Consider the following 20,043-nt stretch of genomic DNA (forward strand, 5'->3'; position numbering starts at 1 on the left):
AAATGTTAAGGATGCACAGAATTGCATCTAGTTGTCATTGCCAAGGAGTGTTAAAAAATGAATAAGAAAATTACCCTAAGTTTAGTTGCTGCTTCTTTATTAACTGCTGGTTTTTCATTTGGTGCTGCGGCCCATCAAGCAGGAGATATTATTGTTCGTGCTGGTGTGGCAATGGTTGCTCCAAATGAGTCAAGCCCTGTAGTCGCAAATATTGCTGAATTTAGCGTAGATAACGATGTCCAATTAGGGCTAAATTTTGGTTATATGCTAACTGATAATATCGGTATTGAATTATTAGCGGCATCGCCTTTTAGTCACGATGTGTCACTGGGTGAACTCGGTAAAATTGCTGACTCAAAGCAATTACCTCCAACACTGGTCGCACAATATTACTTTGGCGATTCACAGTCTGCTTTACGTCCTTATATTGGCTTAGGGGTTAATTTTACCAATTTTTATGACAGTGAATTTACTCAAGAGGCGAAAGATCTTGGCTTAGATAATTTGAGCCTATCGAACTCTTGGGGCATGGCGGCTCAAGTTGGGCTTGATTATCAAATTGACAAGAAATGGTTGGTTAACGCGTCTGTTTGGTATGCTCAAATTGCAACGGATGTGAGCTTTGATATGGGGGCAGATCATGTTGTGGTTGATACAGACATTGATCCTTGGGTTTACATGATCAGCGTCGGTTATACTTATTAAGCTAGGTAGAATACGTTAGTGAAAAACGAACATATGAAACAGGAACCTACGGGTTCCTGTTTTTGTTGATGGCACTTATGGAGACTTTTTACGCGGTTTCCAATGGCGAGTATTGTAAATGTACTCTGGTAATAAACGATTTATCCACGCGACAATGCGCCAGCGTTTAGTTACATACACTCGGCGTTTACCTTTTTGCAAGGCTGAGATGATTTGTGTAGCCACTTTATCGATAGGCGACAACAGCAATTGTGTATTCAAATGAACGGCTTTATCAAATAACCCTAATTGAATATCACTAATGGTAATAGGCAGCTTTAATCGTTGTGCATGCATACTCAAGCCTTGCAGGTAATTTTCAGCAAAGGCTTTGGAGGCATGATAAGCCACATTAGGCCCTCCACGTTGACCGGCTATTGAGTTAATGGCGGCTAGTTGGCCGTAACCTTGCTCGCACATTAATTTAAAAATACAGTTATTTGCCGCAGCAAAGCCCATTACGTTAATATCGATAGTGTGCTTATCAATTGCCCAAGGCAGGGTAGAATCGTAGTCATTAACACCGGTATTAACAATCACCAAATGGGCGCCATTATGTTTGCTCCAAGCGGCATTCAGCTGTGCTATTAGTGTGTCAGGTTGATTAATTACTAACGGATATACGCTGACATCGCCAGGCAGACTTTGACTAAACTCGTTAAGTGATTCAGGGTCGTTAACAAAGAGCACCAGCGAAACTTGCTGTGCAGATAACTGTCTGGCTAAGGCTTGGCTCAGTTGAGAGCTGGCGCCAATAATCATCGCTGTCGCTGTAGACATGATTCATCTCATCAAAAATAATGACTCATAATAGAAATAACATCAGTTGATAACAAGTAAGAAAAAAATTCAACTTGAGACGTGTAGACTTCTAGCCATCCAAGTGTATGATGGTTATCTAACAGATTGACCGATATTAACGTTAGCAATAAGCCATTCTGTCGCGGTTTAGGCTGGGTGAGTAGGTTAGTTATGTTTGCAAACGACATTTGACAATCGATGATGACCGCTGTTTTTAGCGCTAAACTGAATGTTGAAACTGTGACATAACAGACATTAACGTTATTGTGAAAAGGCTGGTTGGTTAACCGAACGTTGGTTAATCAGGTACATGTGTTTAATTAATCTAAAGGTGAGACGTATGCCGGTTCGAATTCCAGATAACCTGCCTGCAGCAGGTATTTTAGAGTCAGAAAATATCTTTGTGATGTCTGAAACCCGAGCTGCTAATCAGGACATTCGTCCAATGCGGGTATTAATCTTGAATCTAATGCCTAATAAAATCGAAACTGAAACCCAGTTGTTGCGATTACTGGGCAATACGCCCTTGCAAGTTGGGGTCGATTTATTACGCATTCATGATAAGGAATCAAAGCATACATCAGTGGATCACATGAATACTTTTTATCGTGATTTTGAAGACATTAGAAATAACAATTACGATGGTTTGATTATTACAGGTGCACCGTTAGGAAAAATTGATTTTAAAGATGTGGTGTATTGGGACCACATTCGCGAAATTATTGACTGGTCACAACAACATGTCACTTCAGTACTGTTTTTATGTTGGGCAGCTCATGCTGGTTTATATCATCTTTATGATTTACATCGTCAGTTATTAGCGAATAAACGTTCAGGTGTATTTAATCATCGAAGAACCAGCGACCCACACCCACTACTGCGCGGTTTTGATGATGAGTTTTTTGCACCGCACTCACGATTTGCTGAAATGGATATTGAACAAATTCGTCAACATCCAGATTTAGAAGTGTTGGCTGAATCAGACGAGGCTGGCGCGTATATTGTGCTCAGTCGTGATAATCATAATGTGTTTGTTATGGGTCACCCTGAGTATCAAAAAGACACCTTGAATGAAGAATATGTGCGCGATGTTGGCGAAGGCCTCAAGCCAGATATTCCGCAAAACTATTACCGACAAGATGACCCAACACAAGATACTATTGTTCGTTGGCATAGTCATGGCAGCTTATTAGTCAGTAATTGGCTTAATTATTATGTTTACCAGTTAACGCCATATGACTTGTCTGACATGAATGCGAAAACACCATGGGAAAGTAAAAAGTAAATTTGAATATAGTTTCACCAGCGTTTTAACGTTGACTTCGTTTCGATAAAAGCTATTGTTAAACTTAGATGTTTTTATTGTAAGGTCGAGGTTAAATGGTTAAAACCAAGTTGATGATAATATTGGTGTGTGCAGTAAGCTGGCCGCTAACTACCTGGGGGGCCGGTGACATTTTTAGTGACGCTAATGGCACTATTATGAATGGTGCCAATGTTAGCGACAATACCGTTAGCAACAATACTGTTAGCAACAATACTGTTAGCGATAATACTGATAGCACAGAAATTACTGATAGCACAAAAATTACTGATATCAAACAACAGTTAGCCACATTAAGCTCACCACAACAACGCATTGACTTTTTACAACAACAGCGACCACAAAGTGCTCAATGGCCGATTGAACAGCAAGGCCAGTTATTGCATTTACTGGCAATAGAGCAAGAAGTTAACAGTGATCTTGTTGCTGTAATTAACAGCTATAGCCATGCCATTAAATTACTTACACCACATCCTCTTAGCAAAGAACTGGTCAAAAGCTATCTCGAACGCTCATTCATACTTTACCTTCAAACTAACGACACCCAAATTTATTGCCCAGATCGTGAAGTGGCGATTACATTAGCCCGTCAGCTTGGAAACGTTGATATCTTGGCCGAAGTGTTAGCGCAAAGTGCGTATTGCCATAATAAACCAAGTGATTTTGGCGAAGGTCTCAAAAGGTTAAATGAAGCTTTAGCGTTAGCGCAACAACATCAATTAGGACTGAGTCGTCAAGCGATGATATTCAATGCCACGGCTGCTATCTATCGTGATAATGGTTTAAACCGTAAAGCCTACGAATACTTTAACAAAGCCTATGACTTTTGGGAGCAAGCCCAAGATAAACAAGACATGTTTAATATGTTGCATAACATGGTGGGCGAATCGATTAAATTGGCCTTGTGGGGGGAAAATAAAGCTCATTTAGCCCAAATGCAGCAACTGGTAGGACAATCGCCAGAGTTTGCTGACTTTGATTTTTTCTATCAATTTAATACGGGTATTAGCTGTTGGGCTCAAGGTTTATTTCAAGAAGGTATAGATCATTTTTTGCGCGCACTTGAAGTGCAAGATACAACCCAAGAAAAATACTTTGTCGACGCTACGCATGCATGGTTGGCATTGAGTTATTTTCGCCAAAAACAACCAGATAAAGCTTTTAAGTATGCTGAAATATTTTCTGGTTCGGCGACTTATGACGGCCATTCCAATGAACTGAAATTGATGATTGCGGCCATTATTGATTACGCCAATGGATCGAGTAATCTGGGCATGAATAAGCTTTTGGATACCATCGATTTACAAAAAAAGCACTTTGCTAACATCATAAATAACGATGTGGTTAATTCATCATTAGACCATAATCTTACCGTGGCTGAGTTCAATAATCGTCTGCTCGAAAAGCAATTGGCCATCAATAAGTTGAATTTAGAGGCTGAAATAGATTCTCAAAAAATTACTAACTTATCAATGGCAATCGCAGTGCTAATTGCATTGGTGTTATTGGTGGTGGTCATTTTCTTGTGGCAATCTCGCCGACAATTTAAACGCCGCTCTCAAACGGATTATTTGACGGGGATTGCTAATCGACGTCATACTTTTGAACAGGGTAAAAAGCGCTTTTATCAGGCTAAAAAACATCATCGATCACTAGCCGTTATTATGTTCGATATCGATAACTTTAAAGCCATTAATGACCATTAATGACCATTATGGTCATGATATTGGCGATTTAGCCATAAAAGCGTGTGGTAGACGAGCACGCAATTGGCTCAAGAAAAACGATATTTTAGGTCGCATCGGTGGCGAAGAGTTTTTAATTATTTTACCTGATACCGAGCAAGCACAAGCCGTTGAAATAGCCGAGCGATTGCGAACCAGTATTGAGTCAAACCAGTTTGTGTTTAACGATGTTAAAATGAATTTCACCATCAGTGTGGCTGTTGCGATGTTAACCTCGCAAACTCATGAGCTTGTCGACATTATTAAGCAAGCCGATTTAGGCTTATATCAAGCAAAAGACAACGGTCGCAATCAAGTCGTGGTTGTCGATCATTAACCCTGCCTAAGTGCCGATGCAGTTGTTTGGTCGCTGCGGCTACTTTCTACTTAGACTAAAGTTTTACGCTCAACAAATCACTCAACAGTAATCATGTTACTGATAAATAGATATTGATATGTATCATAAAAACAATATCTTACATCAAATTTAAACGTGACATTCTTAAACTGTAAATCTTCACTGACAATTCCTATTAATTAACATCAGTATTTAGACCATTTTTTACTTGCTTTACGTTCGCGTCAACGTCAAAGTGATATGCATATTATTGATGTTAATTTTTCAAGCGCAGTAAATTGGAGTGGTTATGAGTACAGAGCAAACAGGTCAAGATATCGTTTTTGTTGCCGCGAAACGTACACCAATGGGTGGGTTTCAAGGCGCATTGTCTGAGGTAGCTTCTCCAGTATTAGCTGCAACCGCTATCAAAGGTCTTATCGCCCAAACGGGGATCAGCGTTGATGCTGTTGACGAAGTATTGATGGGTTGTGTATTGCCTGCCGGTTTAGGCCAAGCACCTGCTCGCCAAGCAACTCTAGGTGCAGGTTTACCGTTAAGTGTTGGTGCAACAACAGTCAATAAAGTCTGTGGTTCTGGTATGAAAACCGTCATGTTAGCCCACGATTTAATTAAAGCGGGCAGCAGCCAAGTTGTGGTTGCGGGTGGCATGGAAAGCATGAGCCAAGCACCATATTTACTCGACAAAGCACGCAGCGGCATGCGTATGGGGCACGGCAAAGTCATGGACCACATGTTTTTAGACGGCCTTGAAGATGCTTACACTGGTGGCGCAATGGGCACATTTGCTCAAAAAACCGCTGATGACTTTGGTTTAACTCGTGAGCAAATGGATGCTTTTGCATTAAGTTCGCTCGAAAAAGCCAATGCAGCGATTAACTCTGGCGCATTTAAAGACGAAGTCGTGCCAGTAACCATCAGCACACGTCGTGGCGACGTGACGGTTGAGATAGATGAACAACCGGGTAACGCCCGTCCTGAAAAAATCCCAACATTACGCCCTGCATTTACTAAAGACGGCACGATCACTGCCGCCAACTCAAGTTCTATTTCAGACGGTGCTGCAGCGTTAATGTTAATGACGCGCGAAAAAGCCCAGCAACTTGGCTTAAATGTTTTAGCCACCATCAAAGGTCACACTACTCATTCACAAGAACCGTCAATGTTCACTACCGCACCGGTTGGCGCGATGCAAAAACTGTTCGATAAAGTGCAGTGGAACAAAGATGATGTCGATTTATATGAAATCAACGAAGCGTTTGCCATGGTGACCATGTTAGCGATTTCTGAACTTGGCTTAGATGCCAATAAAGTTAACGTTAATGGCGGCGCATGTGCAATGGGACACCCAATTGGTTGTTCTGGAGCGCGTTTGTTAGTCACATTAATTTATGCCTTAAAAGCACGCGGCCTTAAGCGCGGCGTGGCATCGTTATGTATTGGTGGCGGCGAAGCCACAGCAATGGCGATAGAAGTGTAAATAGACAATACAAGTTAAGTTCGACAAGACCACCGCACAGGTAAATGTATACGCAGCCACTTAATATGTGCGACTGACAAACATAATAAATCGCATTACCTGCGCAGTAACTCAATACGAGTGATGTTATTCACTCATAAGATGTTCAAGGATCGAGGAAAACAACATGATCACACAAGTTAAGCATTATATTGATGGCGAATTCACTTATGGCAGCGGCGATCGCAATATTGATGTCACCAATCCAGCCAATAATAGCGTTATTGCTAAAATTAACTGCGCTACTACTGCCGAAGTAGAGCAGGCCATTCACAGTGCCAAAGAAGCGTTTAAAACCTGGAAAGAAGTCCCCGTGTCTGAACGTGCGCGCGTCATGTTGCGTTATCAACATTTGCTCAAAGAGCATCACGATGAACTAGCAACTATTTTAGCTCACGAGACCGGTAAAACTTTTGAAGATGCTAAAGGTGATGTATGGCGCGGCATTGAAGTTGCTGAACATGCTTGTGGTGTTGCCTCGTTAATGATGGGCGAAACCGTTGAAAACGTCGCTCGTAATATCGATACCTATAGCTACACTCAACCTTTAGGTGTATGTGCCGGTATTACTCCGTTTAATTTCCCTGCGATGATCCCATTATGGATGTTCCCGTTATCTATCGCTTGTGGTAATACGTTTATTTTAAAGCCGTCAGAACAAGATCCTATGACGCCACAGCGTTTAGTTGAATTGTTTGTTGAAGCAGGCGCGCCAAAAGGCGTGTTACAACTTATTCATGGCGACAAAACAGCAGTCGACATCTTGCTAAGAGACCCAGCCATTAAAGCGATTTCGTTTGTTGGTTCTGTGGGGGTTGGTCAATACATTTACAAAACCGGTACCGACAATCTAAAACGTGTGCAAGCGTTTGCAGGAGCTAAAAACCATTGCGTGATCATGCCTGATGCGAACAAACAGCAAGTGATCAATAACATGGTTGGTGCCTCTGTTGGTGCTGCTGGTCAGCGTTGTATGGCGATTTCAGTCGCTATTTTTGTCGGTAAAGCTAAAGAGTGGATCCCTGAATTAAAAGAAGCGTTAGCTAAGGTTCGTCCTGGTTTATGGGATGACAAAGATGCTGCTTACGGCCCTGTTATCAGTCCTGCAGCAAAAGAGCGTGTACTCAAACTGATTGCTCAAGGTAAAGCTGAAGGTGCTGATTGCTTACTCGATGGAACCGATTTCACCGTTGCAGGTTACGAGTCGGGTAACTGGGTTGGCCCAACGATGTTTACCAATGTCACCACCGACATGAGCATTTACAAAGAAGAGATTTTTGGTCCGGTACTGTGTTGTATGGAAGCGGATAACTTAGACGATGCTATCGAACTGGTTAACAACAGCCCTTACGGTAACGGTACCTCAATCTTTACTGCATCAGGCGGAGCTGCACGTAAATATCAACATGAAATTGAAGTAGGCCAAGTGGGTATTAACGTGCCAATTCCGGTGCCATTACCATTCTTCTCATTCACCGGTTGGAAAGGCAGTTTCTATGGTGACCAACACGCCTACGGCAAGCAAGCGGTACGTTTCTGCACAGAAACCAAAACTATCACCACTCGTTGGTTTGACTCAGAAGCCGTTAGCGGTCCTAACATGAGTATTGATCTTAAATAGAAATGATGTTTATTGCCGTGACGCTGTCACGGTAATATTTTTCGCTAAACAACAAGACCACCTTACCTCCCATTGCCGCTAGTAATGAGTTAACCGCTTAAAGCGGTATGCGGCTAAGGCAATAAATGACCCAAGAGTCATCCAAGACAATATTAGGAGTCCAGCATGGATTTTAATTTAAACGAAGATCAGCGTCAGTTTGCTGATTTAGCCCGTCAATTCGCTGCCGAAGAACTCGCGCCATTCGCCGCCAAGTGGGATGAAGAACATCATTTTCCTAAAGACGTTATTCAAAAAGCCGGGGAACTGGGCTTTTGTTCTTTGTATTCGCCAGAATCAGAAGGCGGCATGGGCTTATCCCGGTTAGACGCTTCAATTATTTTTGAAGAATTAGCCCATGGTTGTACAGCCACCACAGCAATGTTAACTATTCATAATATGGCAACCTGGATGGTGACTACGTGGGGTACAGAAACCTTGCGTAAGCAGTGGTCAGAAGGCTTAACCACAGGGCAGTTATTAGCATCTTACTGTTTAACAGAACCTGGTGCCGGCAGCGATGCCGCTTCATTGCAAACTAAAGCTGTGCGTGATGGTGATGATTACTTGATCACCGGTTCAAAAATGTTTATCTCTGGTGCCGGTGAAACCGAGTTACTCGTAGTGATGTGCCGTACCGGTGAATCTGGCCCTAAAGGGATTTCAGCGATTGCCGTACCAGCAGATGCAGTAGGCGTCACTTACGGAAAAGCAGAAGATAAAATGGGCTGGAACGCACAGCCAACAAGAATGATCAGTTTTGAAAACGTGCGTGTACCGGCTGCCAATTTACTTGGTGAAGAAGGCCAAGGTTTTACCTTTGCGATGAAAGGCCTAGACGGCGGACGTATTAACATTGCCACCTGTTCAATTGGCACCGCGCAAGCTGCACTGACTCGCGCAACTCAATACATGAATGAGCGTAAGCAATTTGGTAAACCGCTGGCGGCATTCCAAGCATTGCAGTTTAAACTGGCTGACATGGCAACCGAATTAGTGGCTGCCCGTCAAATGGTACGTTTAGCAGCTTTTAAATTAGACACTCAAGACCCTGAAGCCAGTGCTTATTGTGCTATGGCGAAACGTTTTGCGACCGATGTAGGTTTCCAAGTGTGTGACGGTGCGCTGCAAATTCACGGCGGTTACGGTTATATCCGTGAATACCCTTTAGAACGTCATTTCAGAGATGTGCGCGTGCACCAGATTTTAGAAGGCACTAATGAAATTATGCGCCTGATTATTGCTCGCCGTTTGCTCGCTAGCGATGCTCATCCGATCCTGTAATTAGCGGTTCCACTCGTGACTCACTAGCTTTAGCATAAGGACATAGCATTATGACTACACACCCTGCAATTCTAAAACATATAGTCGGCCACACGGCCATTTTGACTCTGAATAATCCGCCAGCTAATACTTGGACCGCTGACAGTTTGCAAGCGCTGAAACATATCGTGCTCGAACTGAATCAAAACAAAGATGTTTATGCGCTTGTGATCACTGGTCAAGGTGACAAGTTTTTCTCAGCAGGTGCTGATTTGAATTTGTTTGCTGACGGCGATAAAGACAATGCAGCTTCCATGGCAACACATTTCGGCGAAGCGTTTGAAGCCTTAAGTGCGTTTAGAGGTGTATCTATTGCGGCAATTAATGGTTATGCCATGGGCGGCGGGTTAGAAGTGGCATTAGCTTGTGATTTACGAATTGCAGAAGCGCAAGCCCAATTGGCATTGCCTGAGGCCTCAGTGGGTTTACTGCCTTGTGCTGGTGGCACCCAAAACTTAACCGCATTAGTGGGTGAAGGTTGGGCAAAACGGATGATTTTATGTGGCGAGCGTATTGATGCTGCGAAGGCTGAAAAAATTGGCTTAGTGGAAGAAGTCGTTGAACAAGGCCATGTCTTAGATGCCGCAGTGGCGCTAGCAGCGAAAGTGGCTAAGCAATCACCTAGCAGTGTCAGCGTATGTAAAACCCTTATTCAAGCTGGACGAACTATGCCGCGAACTCAAGCATTACCGCTTGAGCGTGAACTGTTTGTTGGCTTATTTAATACCGAAGATCAGGCTGAAGGTGTGAAGGCCTTTTTACAAAAACGCGCCCCAAACTGGAAGAACTGCTAATGACTCAAGATGTAATATTTCAAACCTTAGGCACGTTATCAGGTCAATCTATTGGCGTGGTAACTCTGAATATTGAAAAAGCACTTAATGCATTAACCCTCGACATGGTTGCAGCAATGCAAGCACAACTCACTAAATGGCAACAAGACGACAGTATTGCGTGTGTTGTGCTTGATGGCGCCGGCGAAAAAGCCTTTTGCGCTGGTGGAGATGTACGTGCCATTTACCATGCATCCATCGCCAATCCGAACAACATGACCACAGAGGCGTGTGAGTTCTTTACCCAAGAATACCAACTTGATTATTTACTGCATCAATTCGGCAAACCCGTTTTAGTGTGGGGTGACGGCATTGTTATGGGCGGTGGACTCGGGCTAATGGCGGGCGGGAGCCATCGTGTTGTTACCGAGCGTAGCCGTATTGCAATGCCTGAAGTGACCATTGGTTTATACCCAGACGTTGGCGGTAGCTACTTTTTAAACCGTATGCCGGGAAAAACAGGGTTGTTTTTAGGCTTAACCGCTTACAACATGAACTGTGCAGATGCGCTGTATGTCGGTTTAGGGAATCATCTTCTTAATAGCGATGAAAAAGAGCCGTTATTCGATGCCATGGCTGAACTGGCTTGGAGTCAAGATAGTGAGATAAACCATCAACTGCTAAGCGGATTGTTGACCAATATGAGTCAGCCACACTTAGCGGCATTATCCGTTAGCCAACTGCAACAATTTCAAGCACAAATTGATTTGTTGATGGCGGGTGACATCCTTGATGTGCATCATCAATTATCGACATTAAACACTGAGCTTGATTGGCTAAAACGAGCCCAAAAGACCGCGTTAGCTGGCAGTCCTATTAGCTGGCACTTGATTTTTGCTCAGGCAGAACTTGGCACAGAACTTAGCTTAGCTGATTGCTTTAAGTGGGAGTTAGGTGTGAGTGTCAATTGTTGCTCTATGGGTGATTTTTGCGAAGGTGTTCGCGCCTTACTGATTGATAAAGATCGCCAACCTAAATGGTTATTTGCAGATGTAGACGCAGTGGATGCGAATAAAGTGACCCAATTGGTTACCTCGCCTTGGGCTGAAGATAGACACCCATTAGCAGACTTTACTTAAAAAGGATTAACGAAATGGCAACAGTAGCATTTATTGGTTTAGGTAACATGGGTGGCCCAATGGCGGCCAATTTAGTTAACGCGGGTATGACAGTCACTGTGTTTGACTTAAACCCTGTCGCAGTAGAAGCGTTAACGGCGCAAGGCGCACTCAGAGCTAAAACCGCGTGCGGCGCAGCGGCAGCCGCCGATTTTGTCATTACCATGCTGCCAGCAGGCAAGCATGTTCGCAGCTTGTACCTAGGCGATGACAATAATAAAGGTTTGTTAGATGTCGTGTCTAAACAGGCATTACTGATAGATTGCTCAACCATAGATGCCGACAGTGCGCGTTTAGTGGGTGCAAAAGCCGCCGAAAAGGGCATTGAGTTTATGGATGCGCCAGTATCAGGCGGCACAGCAGGCGCGGCAGCCGGTACCTTAACCTTTATTTGTGGTGGTAGTGAAGCAGCCTATCAACAAGCGCAAACGGTATTAACGGTTATGGGCGGCAATATTTTTCACGCTGGTGTAGTAGGTGCAGGTCAAATTGCTAAAATTTGTAATAACATGCTGTTGTCTGTGTTAATGGTGGGTACTAGCGAGTCATTACAACTTGGTTTGGATAATGGTTTAGATCCTAAAGTGTTGTCTGATATCATGAAAGTCAGTAGCGGCGGTAACTGGACGTTAGAAAAGTACAATCCATGCCCAGATGTGATGGAGAATGTGCCGTCGTCAAAAGATTACCAAGGTGGCTTTATGGTTGACTTGATGGTTAAAGATTTAGGGTTGTCGCAAGAAGCGGCGGTCGCCTCTAATTCAAGCACACCAATGGGTTCTCTGGCTCGCAGTTTATATGTTAATCATGCTCGCCAAGGCCATGGTCGTCGCGATTTTTCGAGTATTTTTGAACAATTTTCAAAGAAAAAATAAAGGATTCAGTTGATGGAATTAAAAGATAAGGTTGTCGTCATTACTGGCGGAGCTGGTGGGTTAGGTCTAGCTATGGCGCATGATTTAGCTGCCCAAGGTGCTAAATTGGCGCTTATCGATGTTGATCAGGCTAAACTTGAACAAGCTTGTGCTGATTTAGGTTCTGTAACTGAAGTTCAAGGTTACGCCCTAGACATTACTGATGAAGAAGATGTGGTCTCTGGCTTTAAATTTATCGTTGAAGACTTTGGTAAAGTGAATGTGTTAATTAACAATGCCGGTATTTTACGTGATGGGCTAATGATTAAAGCCAAAGATGGCGTTGTCACCGATCGCATGTCGTATCAGCAGTTTCAGTCTGTCATCAATGTTAACTTAACTGGCACTTTTTTATGTGGCCGTGAAGCCGCAGCAGCGATGATTGAAACCAAGCAAGCAGGGGTAATTATTAATATCTCTAGCGTTGCTAAAGCCGGTAACATGGGGCAATCTAACTACTCAGCGTCTAAAGCAGGCGTTGCTGCAATGTCGGTTGGGTGGGCAAAAGAGTTAGCCCGTCATAATATTCGCAGTGCCGCTGTGGCTCCTGGTGTTATTGCTACCGAAATGACCGCAGCGATGAAACCTGAAGCATTAGAGCGTTTAGAAAAAATGGTCCCAGTAGGGCGCTTAGGTCAGCCTGAAGAAGTGGCTGCAACCGTACGTTTTATTATTGAAAACGATTACGTTAACGGCCGTGTATTTGAAATTGACGGCGGTATTCGCTTATAAGCGATAGAGTATATACATTGTGCTCATTATCTGTTCGCCCAATGCAATATAACGCGTTGCGCACTTTCATATAATGAATGTGATTGGTGTTACCCACATTCAGTTTGTTATGATGCTGTCACGCCGAGCTTATGCTCGGCGTGGCTTTTTTACTTTTAAGGATTAATGACGTGGCGAAGTTAGAATACCTGCTTAAAAAAATCATGCTAATCGTAGGCATTCTGGGCGTGATTATTATTTATGGCGGTTTTTTGTATTTATTGTTTTCAGGTCGTTCGACTGCGGCGCTCCCGTGGTTTTTACTCATTTCACCGTGGATTTGTGTTTACTTTGGCTTAACCCACGTACAGCAAGTGGCTGTAATACAGTGGTTTACTCATAAATTTAGTTTCAAAAAATCGACTAAGTAGCTCTGTTATGTCTAGCTTATCCGCATTTTTATCAAGGTTTTCTATCGCTTTGTATACCTTAATTGCCTTGGTCGCCTTTGCTGCCAATTCAGTTTTGTGTCGTATGGCATTATCGACCCAACAAACTCCGGCACTCATTGATCCCAGTAGTTTTACTGCGATTCGTTTAGTTGCTGGTGCGTTGGTATTGTGGTTATTAAAGCTGTTGCGAGGTACTAAAACCACAGTGAGTAACTCTGCTAGTCGTGGCAGCATGTTTGCGGGTGGATTACTGTTTATCTACGCGGTGACTTTTTCATACGCCTATGTGCTACTCGATACCGCCACTGGTGCGTTGATTTTGTTTGCCGCGGTGCAAATTAGCATGATGTTAATCAGCTATGTTCAAGGCCAACGCTTAACCCTACTTGAATGGATTGGCGCATTATTGGCTTTCAGTGGTTTTGCTTATTTAGTGTTGCCCGGCGTGAGTGCGCCTTCGATGACCGGCTTAGTACTAATGGCGATCAGCGGCTGTGCTTGGGGTGGATATACTTTGCTTGGCAAAAAGTCAGTTAACCCATTATTTGATACAGGTTATAACTTTATTCGCAGTTTACCTTTGGTCACGGTGATGATATTGGTGGTGTGGCTCTTACCTCAATTAACATCAGCGTCGCAATTAGTCTCAATACCACAAGCAACGGTATTGTCTGCCAAAGGAGTGTTGTTAGCCGTCTTATCAGGTGCAATTGCTTCGGGTATTGGTTATGCGTTGTGGTATCAAGCATTGCGCGGACTTACATCAACCCATGCTGCTGTTTTACAACTAACCGTGCCTGTTATTGCCGCTGTGGGTGGCATTCTCTTTTTAGATGAAGTAATCAGTTTTCATCTAGGTGTATCGGCTGGCATTATCTTTGTTGGGATTGCATTGGTTATCTTTGCCAAAGCCCATCCAGTTAGCCAGCGAAATGGTCAGTAAAACGGTATATAAGTAAACAAATAGTTGAGCAATAAACATCAGTTAAAACCAAGTGACTTACACATACATAACTCAATAAAATAAATGATTAACGAGGTAATATGAGCAATTCAACACCGTATCCAATTGGTACTCCAGGTCAAAAATGGACCGATGCAGATAAAGCACAATGGTTAGCACAAGTTGCCATAAAACGCTCATATCAAGATGAAGTGGTGAGTAAACTGGCTCAGATTACTGGTCCGTTTGAACAAGTACAATACGGCGCATTATCTTATGACGCTGATAAGTATCCACTGTTTGCATTTAAATCTCAGCAGTGGGATAGCAATAAAAAAACCATTCTTGTGACCGGTGGCGTACACGGTTATGAAACCAGCGGCGTACATGGCGCGATTCAGTTTTTAACCACTAAAGCACAGGATTATACTCAGTATTTTAATGTGGCCATCGCGCCGTGTGTTAGCCCGTGGGGTTATGAGACCGTTAACCGTTGGAATCCGAAAGCCATTGATCCTAATCGCTCTTTTTATGCCGATAGCCCAGCAGAAGAGTCTGCTGCATTGATAGCATTTGTCGCGAGTTTGGGAGATGTATATGCCCATATCGATTTACATGAAACGACTGACACTGATGAGTTAGAGTTTAGACCTTTGCTGTCTGCACGTGATGGCGTTGAATACGATAAAGGCATTATTCCTGACGGTTTCTACCTAGTCGGCGACAGTGATAACCCAACTCCAGCGTTCCAAAAAGCAGTGATTGACTCTGTGGCTAAAGTGACTCATATCGCGCCTGACGATAATGGACAATTAATTGAAGTACCGATTGAGCAATTTGGGGTGATTAACTATCCGGTCAAAAAACTCAGTTTATGTGCTGGTATTACTGACAATCACTTCAATACCACCACAGAGGTTTATCCAGACAGTCCAAACGTGACAGCACAAGAATGTAACGATGCTCAAGTCGCCGCTATCACTGGTGGATTGGATTATCTTATTGGTTATTTGAAGCTCTAAAAAACGTTAAGTGATATAGACGATTACAAGCGATGCCGTTGTCGTCTAGACATATTTTAGTATAATGGCGGTGAGTCGCTGTTTGAATGGAATCTAAAAGACTCATTGCTGTTAAAACCTGTGGTTCCTCGGTTATTGATTAGCCTCCTCGCTAGTCACCTATTTTTTATTAATAAAGGATTAAAATGAAAAATACTCTGTTGCTATGTCTATTCTGTTTATCGATGACGCCCCATCTTGCACACGCCAAAGCGGGTTTAATCTCTTTTGGTGGTGAAAACATTGTACCTGTTGTGGCACTTCCTGATGATCCACGTTTTCAAACACAAGATGGTGAATTCATTGATGTAGGTTATATCTATAAATCTGTTGATATATTGTTTCTACCACTGTGGAATTATGATGGCCGTTTTGCTGGAATGTTGTCACAACAAGACCTGTATATAGACTTAACCCCCTTGGAAGTCACTGGACTCGTTTTAGAGGCTGGCGTGGTATTACCCAAAGCTCCATACCTCGATTTCTGGCATCGTATCGGTGGGAAAATAGTTTTTTTACTGCTTTGTGGCTCATTAGCACTTTACGTTGGACAGCGCATGCAAAAAAAGGCGGCTTATTTTAGCTCGTTAGCGACTGGACGTGAGCGATTGAAAGATATCTTAATCAATAAATGACTTTACTGAGTTAGACCTATCTGTTATCGAGACAGAAGGTAAACCCAAAGTTGAAGGCATAGCATTTATTGCGGCGAAAAAGTATTTTAACAATATTATTTCAATATCTGTAATTGATATGGGTAAGGTGTCAATTGAGCAAGTTCAAGCTCAGCATGAGCAGCTATTTACTGCGTTACTTGGGTTGAAGAAAACCCTAGGGATGACGTCTCAAAGTACGATTCATTATCTGTATTTTACTTTCGACAACACTCCATCAAAAGCAGACATCAATATATTGAAAGCATTGAGAAAACGTCAAATCACCAAAGCAACTAATTTAATTCCAATTATTATCGATTTTGATGCGCAGATGATTGATAGTGCTGTGGGTGTATATCCGTCTAAAAAAATTCTACAAAACTGCTTTACTCAAGCTGAAAATCTCTCAGATGATGTGGCTGAACCTGCAAAGGTATAATGTAATTAAGATTTTTACTAAACGGTTCACAAGGTTATGGTTGATGCCGAAAGCTGCTCTAGGTTTTCGGCATTAAATCAACGCTGACGCATTATCGCTATTTAGACATTTATAATGACGCGCAAATACTTCTTTCATCACAGTCACATCTCAAAACGGGCAGTATTTGTATCATTGCTAGGTTGATAATTAGGCCAAAAATCCTTACACTGTCGCGCTTCGTATTTACCTCGGCTCTGCCGTATGCCAGTTTCAATATCATTTTTGCTTGCTTGAGTCATATAGATGTCAACTCGAGCAAGTAGACTACAATTTGATATGGGCTTTAACACACAACACGATTTGGAATTTCATTTTGATTACAACAGCTAACATCACGATGCAGTTTGGCGCTAAGCCACTGTTTGAAAATCTCTCAGTAAAATTTGGTGGCGGTAATCGCTACGGTTTAATTGGCGCGAATGGTTGTGGTAAATCCACCTTTATGAAAATCCTTGCCGGTGATTTAGAGCCATCAAGCGGTAACGTCTCTATAGATGTTAACGAACGCATGGGTAAATTAAACCAGGACCAGTTTGCCTACGAAAACTTTTCAGTAGTCGATACTGTGATCATGGGCCACAGAGAACTGTGGAAAGTAAAGCAAGAACGTGACCGTATTTATTCTTTACCTGAAATGAGCGAAGAAGACGGCATCAAAGTGTCTGAGCTTGAGATGGAATTTGCTGAAATGGACGGTTACACTGCTGAATCCCGCGCAGGTGACTTACTACTAGGTGTAGGTATTTCCATTGAGCAACACTTTGGTTTAATGAGTGAAATTGCTCCAGGTTTTAAATTGCGTGTGTTATTGGCACAAGCACTATTCTCAAATCCAGATTTACTGCTACTTGATGAACCTACCAACAACTTGGACATCGATACTATTCGTTGGTTACAAGACATGTTGAATCAACGTAACAGCACCATGATTATTATTTCGCATGACCGTTATTTCTTAAACTCAGTGTGTACTCACATGGCTGACTTAGATTACGGTGAGCTACGAGTGTTCCCTGGCAACTACGACGAATACATGATGGCTGCACAGCAATCACGTGAACGTTTAATGAGTGACAACGCCAAGAAGAAAGCGCAAATTGCTGAATTACAAACCTTCGTCGCCCGTTTCTCTGCTAACGCATCTAAAGCGAAACAAGCTACATCACGCGCTAAGCAAATTGATAAAATTAAGCTAGATGACATCAAAGCATCAAGCCGCGTCAATCCGTTTATTCGTTTTGAACAAGAAAAGAAATTGTTCCGTAATGCATTAGTGGTTGAAAACTTAGCCAAAGGTTACGACACACCATTGTTCAGCAAACTTAACCTAATGGTTGAAGTGGGTGAACGTATTGCTATCTTGGGTCAAAACGGTGTGGGTAAAACCACCTTGTTACGTACTTTAGTACATGATATCCCGCAAGACGATGGCACCATTAATTGGTCTGAAAATGCCAATATTGGTTACTACGCCCAGGACCATGAAGCAGATTTTGCTAATGAAATGACCTTGTTCGAGTGGATGAGCCAATGGCGCAAAGAAAATGACGATGATCAATCTGTACGCGGTATTTTAGGCCGTATGCTGTTTGGTGCAGATGACATTAAAAAGTCAGTTAAAGTATTATCTGGTGGTGAGAAAGGCCGTATGTATTTCGGTAAACTTATCATGCAAAAGCCGAACATTTTATTACTCGATGAGCCAACCAACCACATGGACATGGAATCTATTGAGTCATTAAACAACGCGCTTGAAAAATACGAAGGGACGTTAATGTTCGTGTCTCATGACCGTGCATTTGTATCGTCACTAGCCACTCGTATTCTTGAAGTGACTCCTAACGGAATTAATGACTTTAAAGGCACTTACGACGAATTCTTAGTGAGTAAAGGTATTGACGCGTAATTCTGGTTTTATAACCAGTACTGTCAGTAACCAGCATTGTTTGTAACCAATGCCCACTGATAAACACCATTAGCCCTGAACAATTGTTCGGGGCTTTTTGTTTTTATTTATTCGGCTAGGCCATATACTCTAGTGATATAAATCAATGACATTCTCCAGCACAGGCATCTACTTTATGAGCATCACCCTTGAACAAGTCGCATCAACCTTGAATGAACTGCAATGTCGTACTAATTTTAATATTAAGAATGTCACCGAATACATGCTACCTGAGTTAAAAGAGCCGGTTTATTTGCATGTAGAAGGAAAAACGCCATTACTGATCATTCGTCCTGCATTTGAAGTTTTTTCCACTGAGCTGGCTACGATTGACGGGGTACACGCGAAATATGATTACTATCACAATGCTCAAATGACCCGATTTCCAACTCGTCGCAACAAAGGCTTAAGTGAAATTCATTACGGTTTAGCATTTCGGTTTGATACCACAGATGCAATCAAATTATTTATTAATAGGTTGATTGAAATAGTAAGAGGATAAATAACCTCATTAGGAGTGCCGCATCATGACAGAGCAATTTAATATCAATCAATTTAATTGTTCCATTAATGGTAAAGGACAAACTTTGATTTGGGCTCATGGGTCAACCGGCAGTATCCAAAGTGAAGATGCGATTGGTTTATATGCCTGGCATCGGTTTCCTAAAAAATTACAGCTTATTCGCTATGATGCCGTCGGCCATGGCTTATCTTCTGCCGGTAAGTGCGTAGAAGACTATTTATGGCCAGAACTGGCCAATGACATGATAAGTATCGCGACGCACTTTAACGCAACGCCATCGCTTATTTTAGGTGGCCAATCAATGGGCAGTGCTACGTGTTTGTTCGCAGCATTAAAACATACGCATAAGGTAAAAGGGTTAATCTTGATGAACCCGCCCACAGCATGGCATGCTCGTGCAGTACAAGTAGGCGAATATCATAAAATGGCCAAAGCAGCGCGCATTTTTGGTGGTAAAGGTTTAGCTAAAATAAACGCTAAACATTGGGATAAATTACTTCCAAGTTGGCTGATTAATGGTCATGAACATAGTGTATTAGGCATGCTCGACGGATTAAAACTAATGACACGTCAAACGCTAGATCATTTGTTTCGCGCTGCCGCCCTTAACGATCTGCCCAGTAAGCAGCAACTTGCCGAACTGACCATGCCAACCCTGATTTTAGCGTGGCACGGCGACAAGACCCATCCCATAGAAACTGCCATTCAATTACATGCCACAATACCTAATTCGACCTTACACATTGCAGACTCGATAGATGAGGTTAATGAATGGCCTGAATTGATCAGTGAGTTTTGCCTCTGTTTATAAGTAGTTATTGATGGTCTAAAAATAGTGTTTAGTTTGTTTATCGCTGCAACCATTCACGATAAAAACATTCATTGATTTTATTGTCCGACAATGTCGTAAGTATGGCGTTAACGCAGGTGGAATAACTTTCACTATTCAATTA

20 protein-coding genes are annotated in these 20,043 nt (G+C 42.5%); 19 read left to right on the forward strand and 1 reads right to left on the reverse strand.

What is annotated here, in order from left to right; all coding sequences use genetic code 11:
* Positions 1 to 57: 57 nt before the first annotated feature.
* Positions 58 to 705 carry an outer membrane protein OmpW gene (gene ompW, locus HNW13_RS03720; protein WP_192115257.1) on the forward strand — a complete coding sequence of 216 codons (648 nt, stop codon included), beginning with the start codon at positions 58 to 60 and terminating at the stop codon, positions 703 to 705.
* A gap of 75 nt (positions 706 to 780) precedes the next feature.
* Here the strand turns inward: ompW and HNW13_RS03725 are convergent, their stop codons facing one another.
* A complete protein-coding gene (locus tag HNW13_RS03725; protein ID WP_192115256.1) occupies positions 781 to 1,524 on the reverse strand; it encodes an SDR family NAD(P)-dependent oxidoreductase in 744 nt (247 codons plus the stop codon).
* Positions 1,525 to 1,885: 361 nt separating this feature from the next.
* Here HNW13_RS03725 and metA point away from each other — a divergent pair, with 361 nt between their 5' ends.
* The 18 genes from metA to HNW13_RS03815 all read left to right on the forward strand — a co-directional run bounded on the left by metA (position 1,886) and on the right by HNW13_RS03815 (position 19,901).
* Positions 1,886 to 2,830, forward strand: a complete 945-nt coding sequence (gene metA / locus HNW13_RS03730) for a homoserine O-succinyltransferase (protein ID WP_101086687.1) — start codon at positions 1,886 to 1,888, stop codon at positions 2,828 to 2,830.
* A gap of 95 nt (positions 2,831 to 2,925) precedes the next feature.
* The gene (locus HNW13_RS23615) at positions 2,926 to 4,575 is read left to right on the forward strand and encodes a diguanylate cyclase (protein WP_192115255.1); all 1,650 of its coding nucleotides are present in this window, start codon (positions 2,926 to 2,928) and stop codon (positions 4,573 to 4,575) included.
* Positions 4,565 to 4,930 carry a GGDEF domain-containing protein gene (locus HNW13_RS23620; protein ID WP_192115254.1) on the forward strand — a complete coding sequence of 122 codons (366 nt, stop codon included), beginning with the start codon at positions 4,565 to 4,567 and terminating at the stop codon, positions 4,928 to 4,930. Before HNW13_RS23615 ends, HNW13_RS23620 begins: the two co-directional genes overlap by 11 nt.
* A gap of 310 nt (positions 4,931 to 5,240) precedes the next feature.
* Positions 5,241 to 6,431: an acetyl-CoA C-acyltransferase gene (locus tag HNW13_RS03745; RefSeq protein ID WP_192115253.1), complete on the forward strand. Its 1,191-nt coding sequence runs from the start codon at positions 5,241 to 5,243 to the stop codon at positions 6,429 to 6,431.
* A 166-nt stretch (positions 6,432 to 6,597) separates the two neighbouring features.
* The gene (locus HNW13_RS03750) at positions 6,598 to 8,091 is read left to right on the forward strand and encodes a CoA-acylating methylmalonate-semialdehyde dehydrogenase (RefSeq protein ID WP_192115252.1); all 1,494 of its coding nucleotides are present in this window, start codon (positions 6,598 to 6,600) and stop codon (positions 8,089 to 8,091) included.
* Positions 8,092 to 8,256: 165 nt separating this feature from the next.
* Entirely contained in the window at positions 8,257 to 9,414 is a 1,158-nt protein-coding gene (locus HNW13_RS03755; protein ID WP_101086691.1) for an acyl-CoA dehydrogenase family protein, read from the forward strand.
* A gap of 50 nt (positions 9,415 to 9,464) precedes the next feature.
* The gene (locus tag HNW13_RS03760; protein WP_162023460.1) at positions 9,465 to 10,247 is read left to right on the forward strand and encodes an enoyl-CoA hydratase; all 783 of its coding nucleotides are present in this window, start codon (positions 9,465 to 9,467) and stop codon (positions 10,245 to 10,247) included.
* Positions 10,247 to 11,365 (forward strand): enoyl-CoA hydratase/isomerase family protein, encoded by a 1,119-nt coding sequence (locus tag HNW13_RS03765; RefSeq protein ID WP_192115251.1) that lies wholly within the window; start codon positions 10,247 to 10,249, stop codon positions 11,363 to 11,365. The genes HNW13_RS03760 and HNW13_RS03765 overlap by 1 nt, the downstream gene beginning before the upstream one ends.
* A 14-nt stretch (positions 11,366 to 11,379) precedes the next feature.
* Complete coding sequence (gene mmsB, locus HNW13_RS03770; RefSeq protein WP_192115250.1) at positions 11,380 to 12,279, forward strand: 3-hydroxyisobutyrate dehydrogenase; 900 nt, start codon at positions 11,380 to 11,382, stop codon at positions 12,277 to 12,279.
* 12 nt (positions 12,280 to 12,291) lie between these two features.
* The gene (locus HNW13_RS03775) at positions 12,292 to 13,050 is read left to right on the forward strand and encodes an SDR family oxidoreductase (RefSeq protein ID WP_011636818.1); all 759 of its coding nucleotides are present in this window, start codon (positions 12,292 to 12,294) and stop codon (positions 13,048 to 13,050) included.
* Between the two features lie 203 nt (positions 13,051 to 13,253).
* On the forward strand, positions 13,254 to 13,460 hold the full coding sequence (locus HNW13_RS03780; RefSeq protein WP_101087206.1) for a hypothetical protein: 207 nt from the start codon (positions 13,254 to 13,256) through the stop codon (positions 13,458 to 13,460).
* Between the two features lie 7 nt (positions 13,461 to 13,467).
* Positions 13,468 to 14,424 (forward strand): DMT family transporter, encoded by a 957-nt coding sequence (locus HNW13_RS03785; protein WP_192115249.1) that lies wholly within the window; start codon positions 13,468 to 13,470, stop codon positions 14,422 to 14,424.
* A gap of 101 nt (positions 14,425 to 14,525) precedes the next feature.
* Entirely contained in the window at positions 14,526 to 15,446 is a 921-nt protein-coding gene (locus HNW13_RS03790) for a M14 family metallocarboxypeptidase (protein WP_192115248.1), read from the forward strand.
* A 185-nt stretch (positions 15,447 to 15,631) separates the two neighbouring features.
* A complete protein-coding gene (locus HNW13_RS03795) occupies positions 15,632 to 16,120 on the forward strand; it encodes a hypothetical protein (protein WP_192115247.1) in 489 nt (162 codons plus the stop codon).
* A gap of 118 nt (positions 16,121 to 16,238) precedes the next feature.
* Positions 16,239 to 16,580: a hypothetical protein gene (locus HNW13_RS03800; protein ID WP_192115246.1), complete on the forward strand. Its 342-nt coding sequence runs from the start codon at positions 16,239 to 16,241 to the stop codon at positions 16,578 to 16,580.
* A gap of 355 nt (positions 16,581 to 16,935) precedes the next feature.
* Positions 16,936 to 18,528 carry an ABC-F family ATPase gene (locus HNW13_RS03805; RefSeq protein WP_101086698.1) on the forward strand — a complete coding sequence of 531 codons (1,593 nt, stop codon included), beginning with the start codon at positions 16,936 to 16,938 and terminating at the stop codon, positions 18,526 to 18,528.
* A gap of 175 nt (positions 18,529 to 18,703) precedes the next feature.
* Complete coding sequence (locus HNW13_RS03810) at positions 18,704 to 19,069, forward strand: hypothetical protein (protein WP_162023454.1); 366 nt, start codon at positions 18,704 to 18,706, stop codon at positions 19,067 to 19,069.
* Positions 19,070 to 19,094: 25 nt separating this feature from the next.
* Complete coding sequence (locus tag HNW13_RS03815; protein ID WP_192115245.1) at positions 19,095 to 19,901, forward strand: alpha/beta hydrolase; 807 nt, start codon at positions 19,095 to 19,097, stop codon at positions 19,899 to 19,901.
* Positions 19,902 to 20,043 lie beyond the last annotated feature (142 nt).

The organism is Shewanella sp. BF02_Schw, from assembly GCF_014596695.2.
Lineage (GTDB): Bacteria > Pseudomonadota > Gammaproteobacteria > Enterobacterales > Shewanellaceae > Shewanella.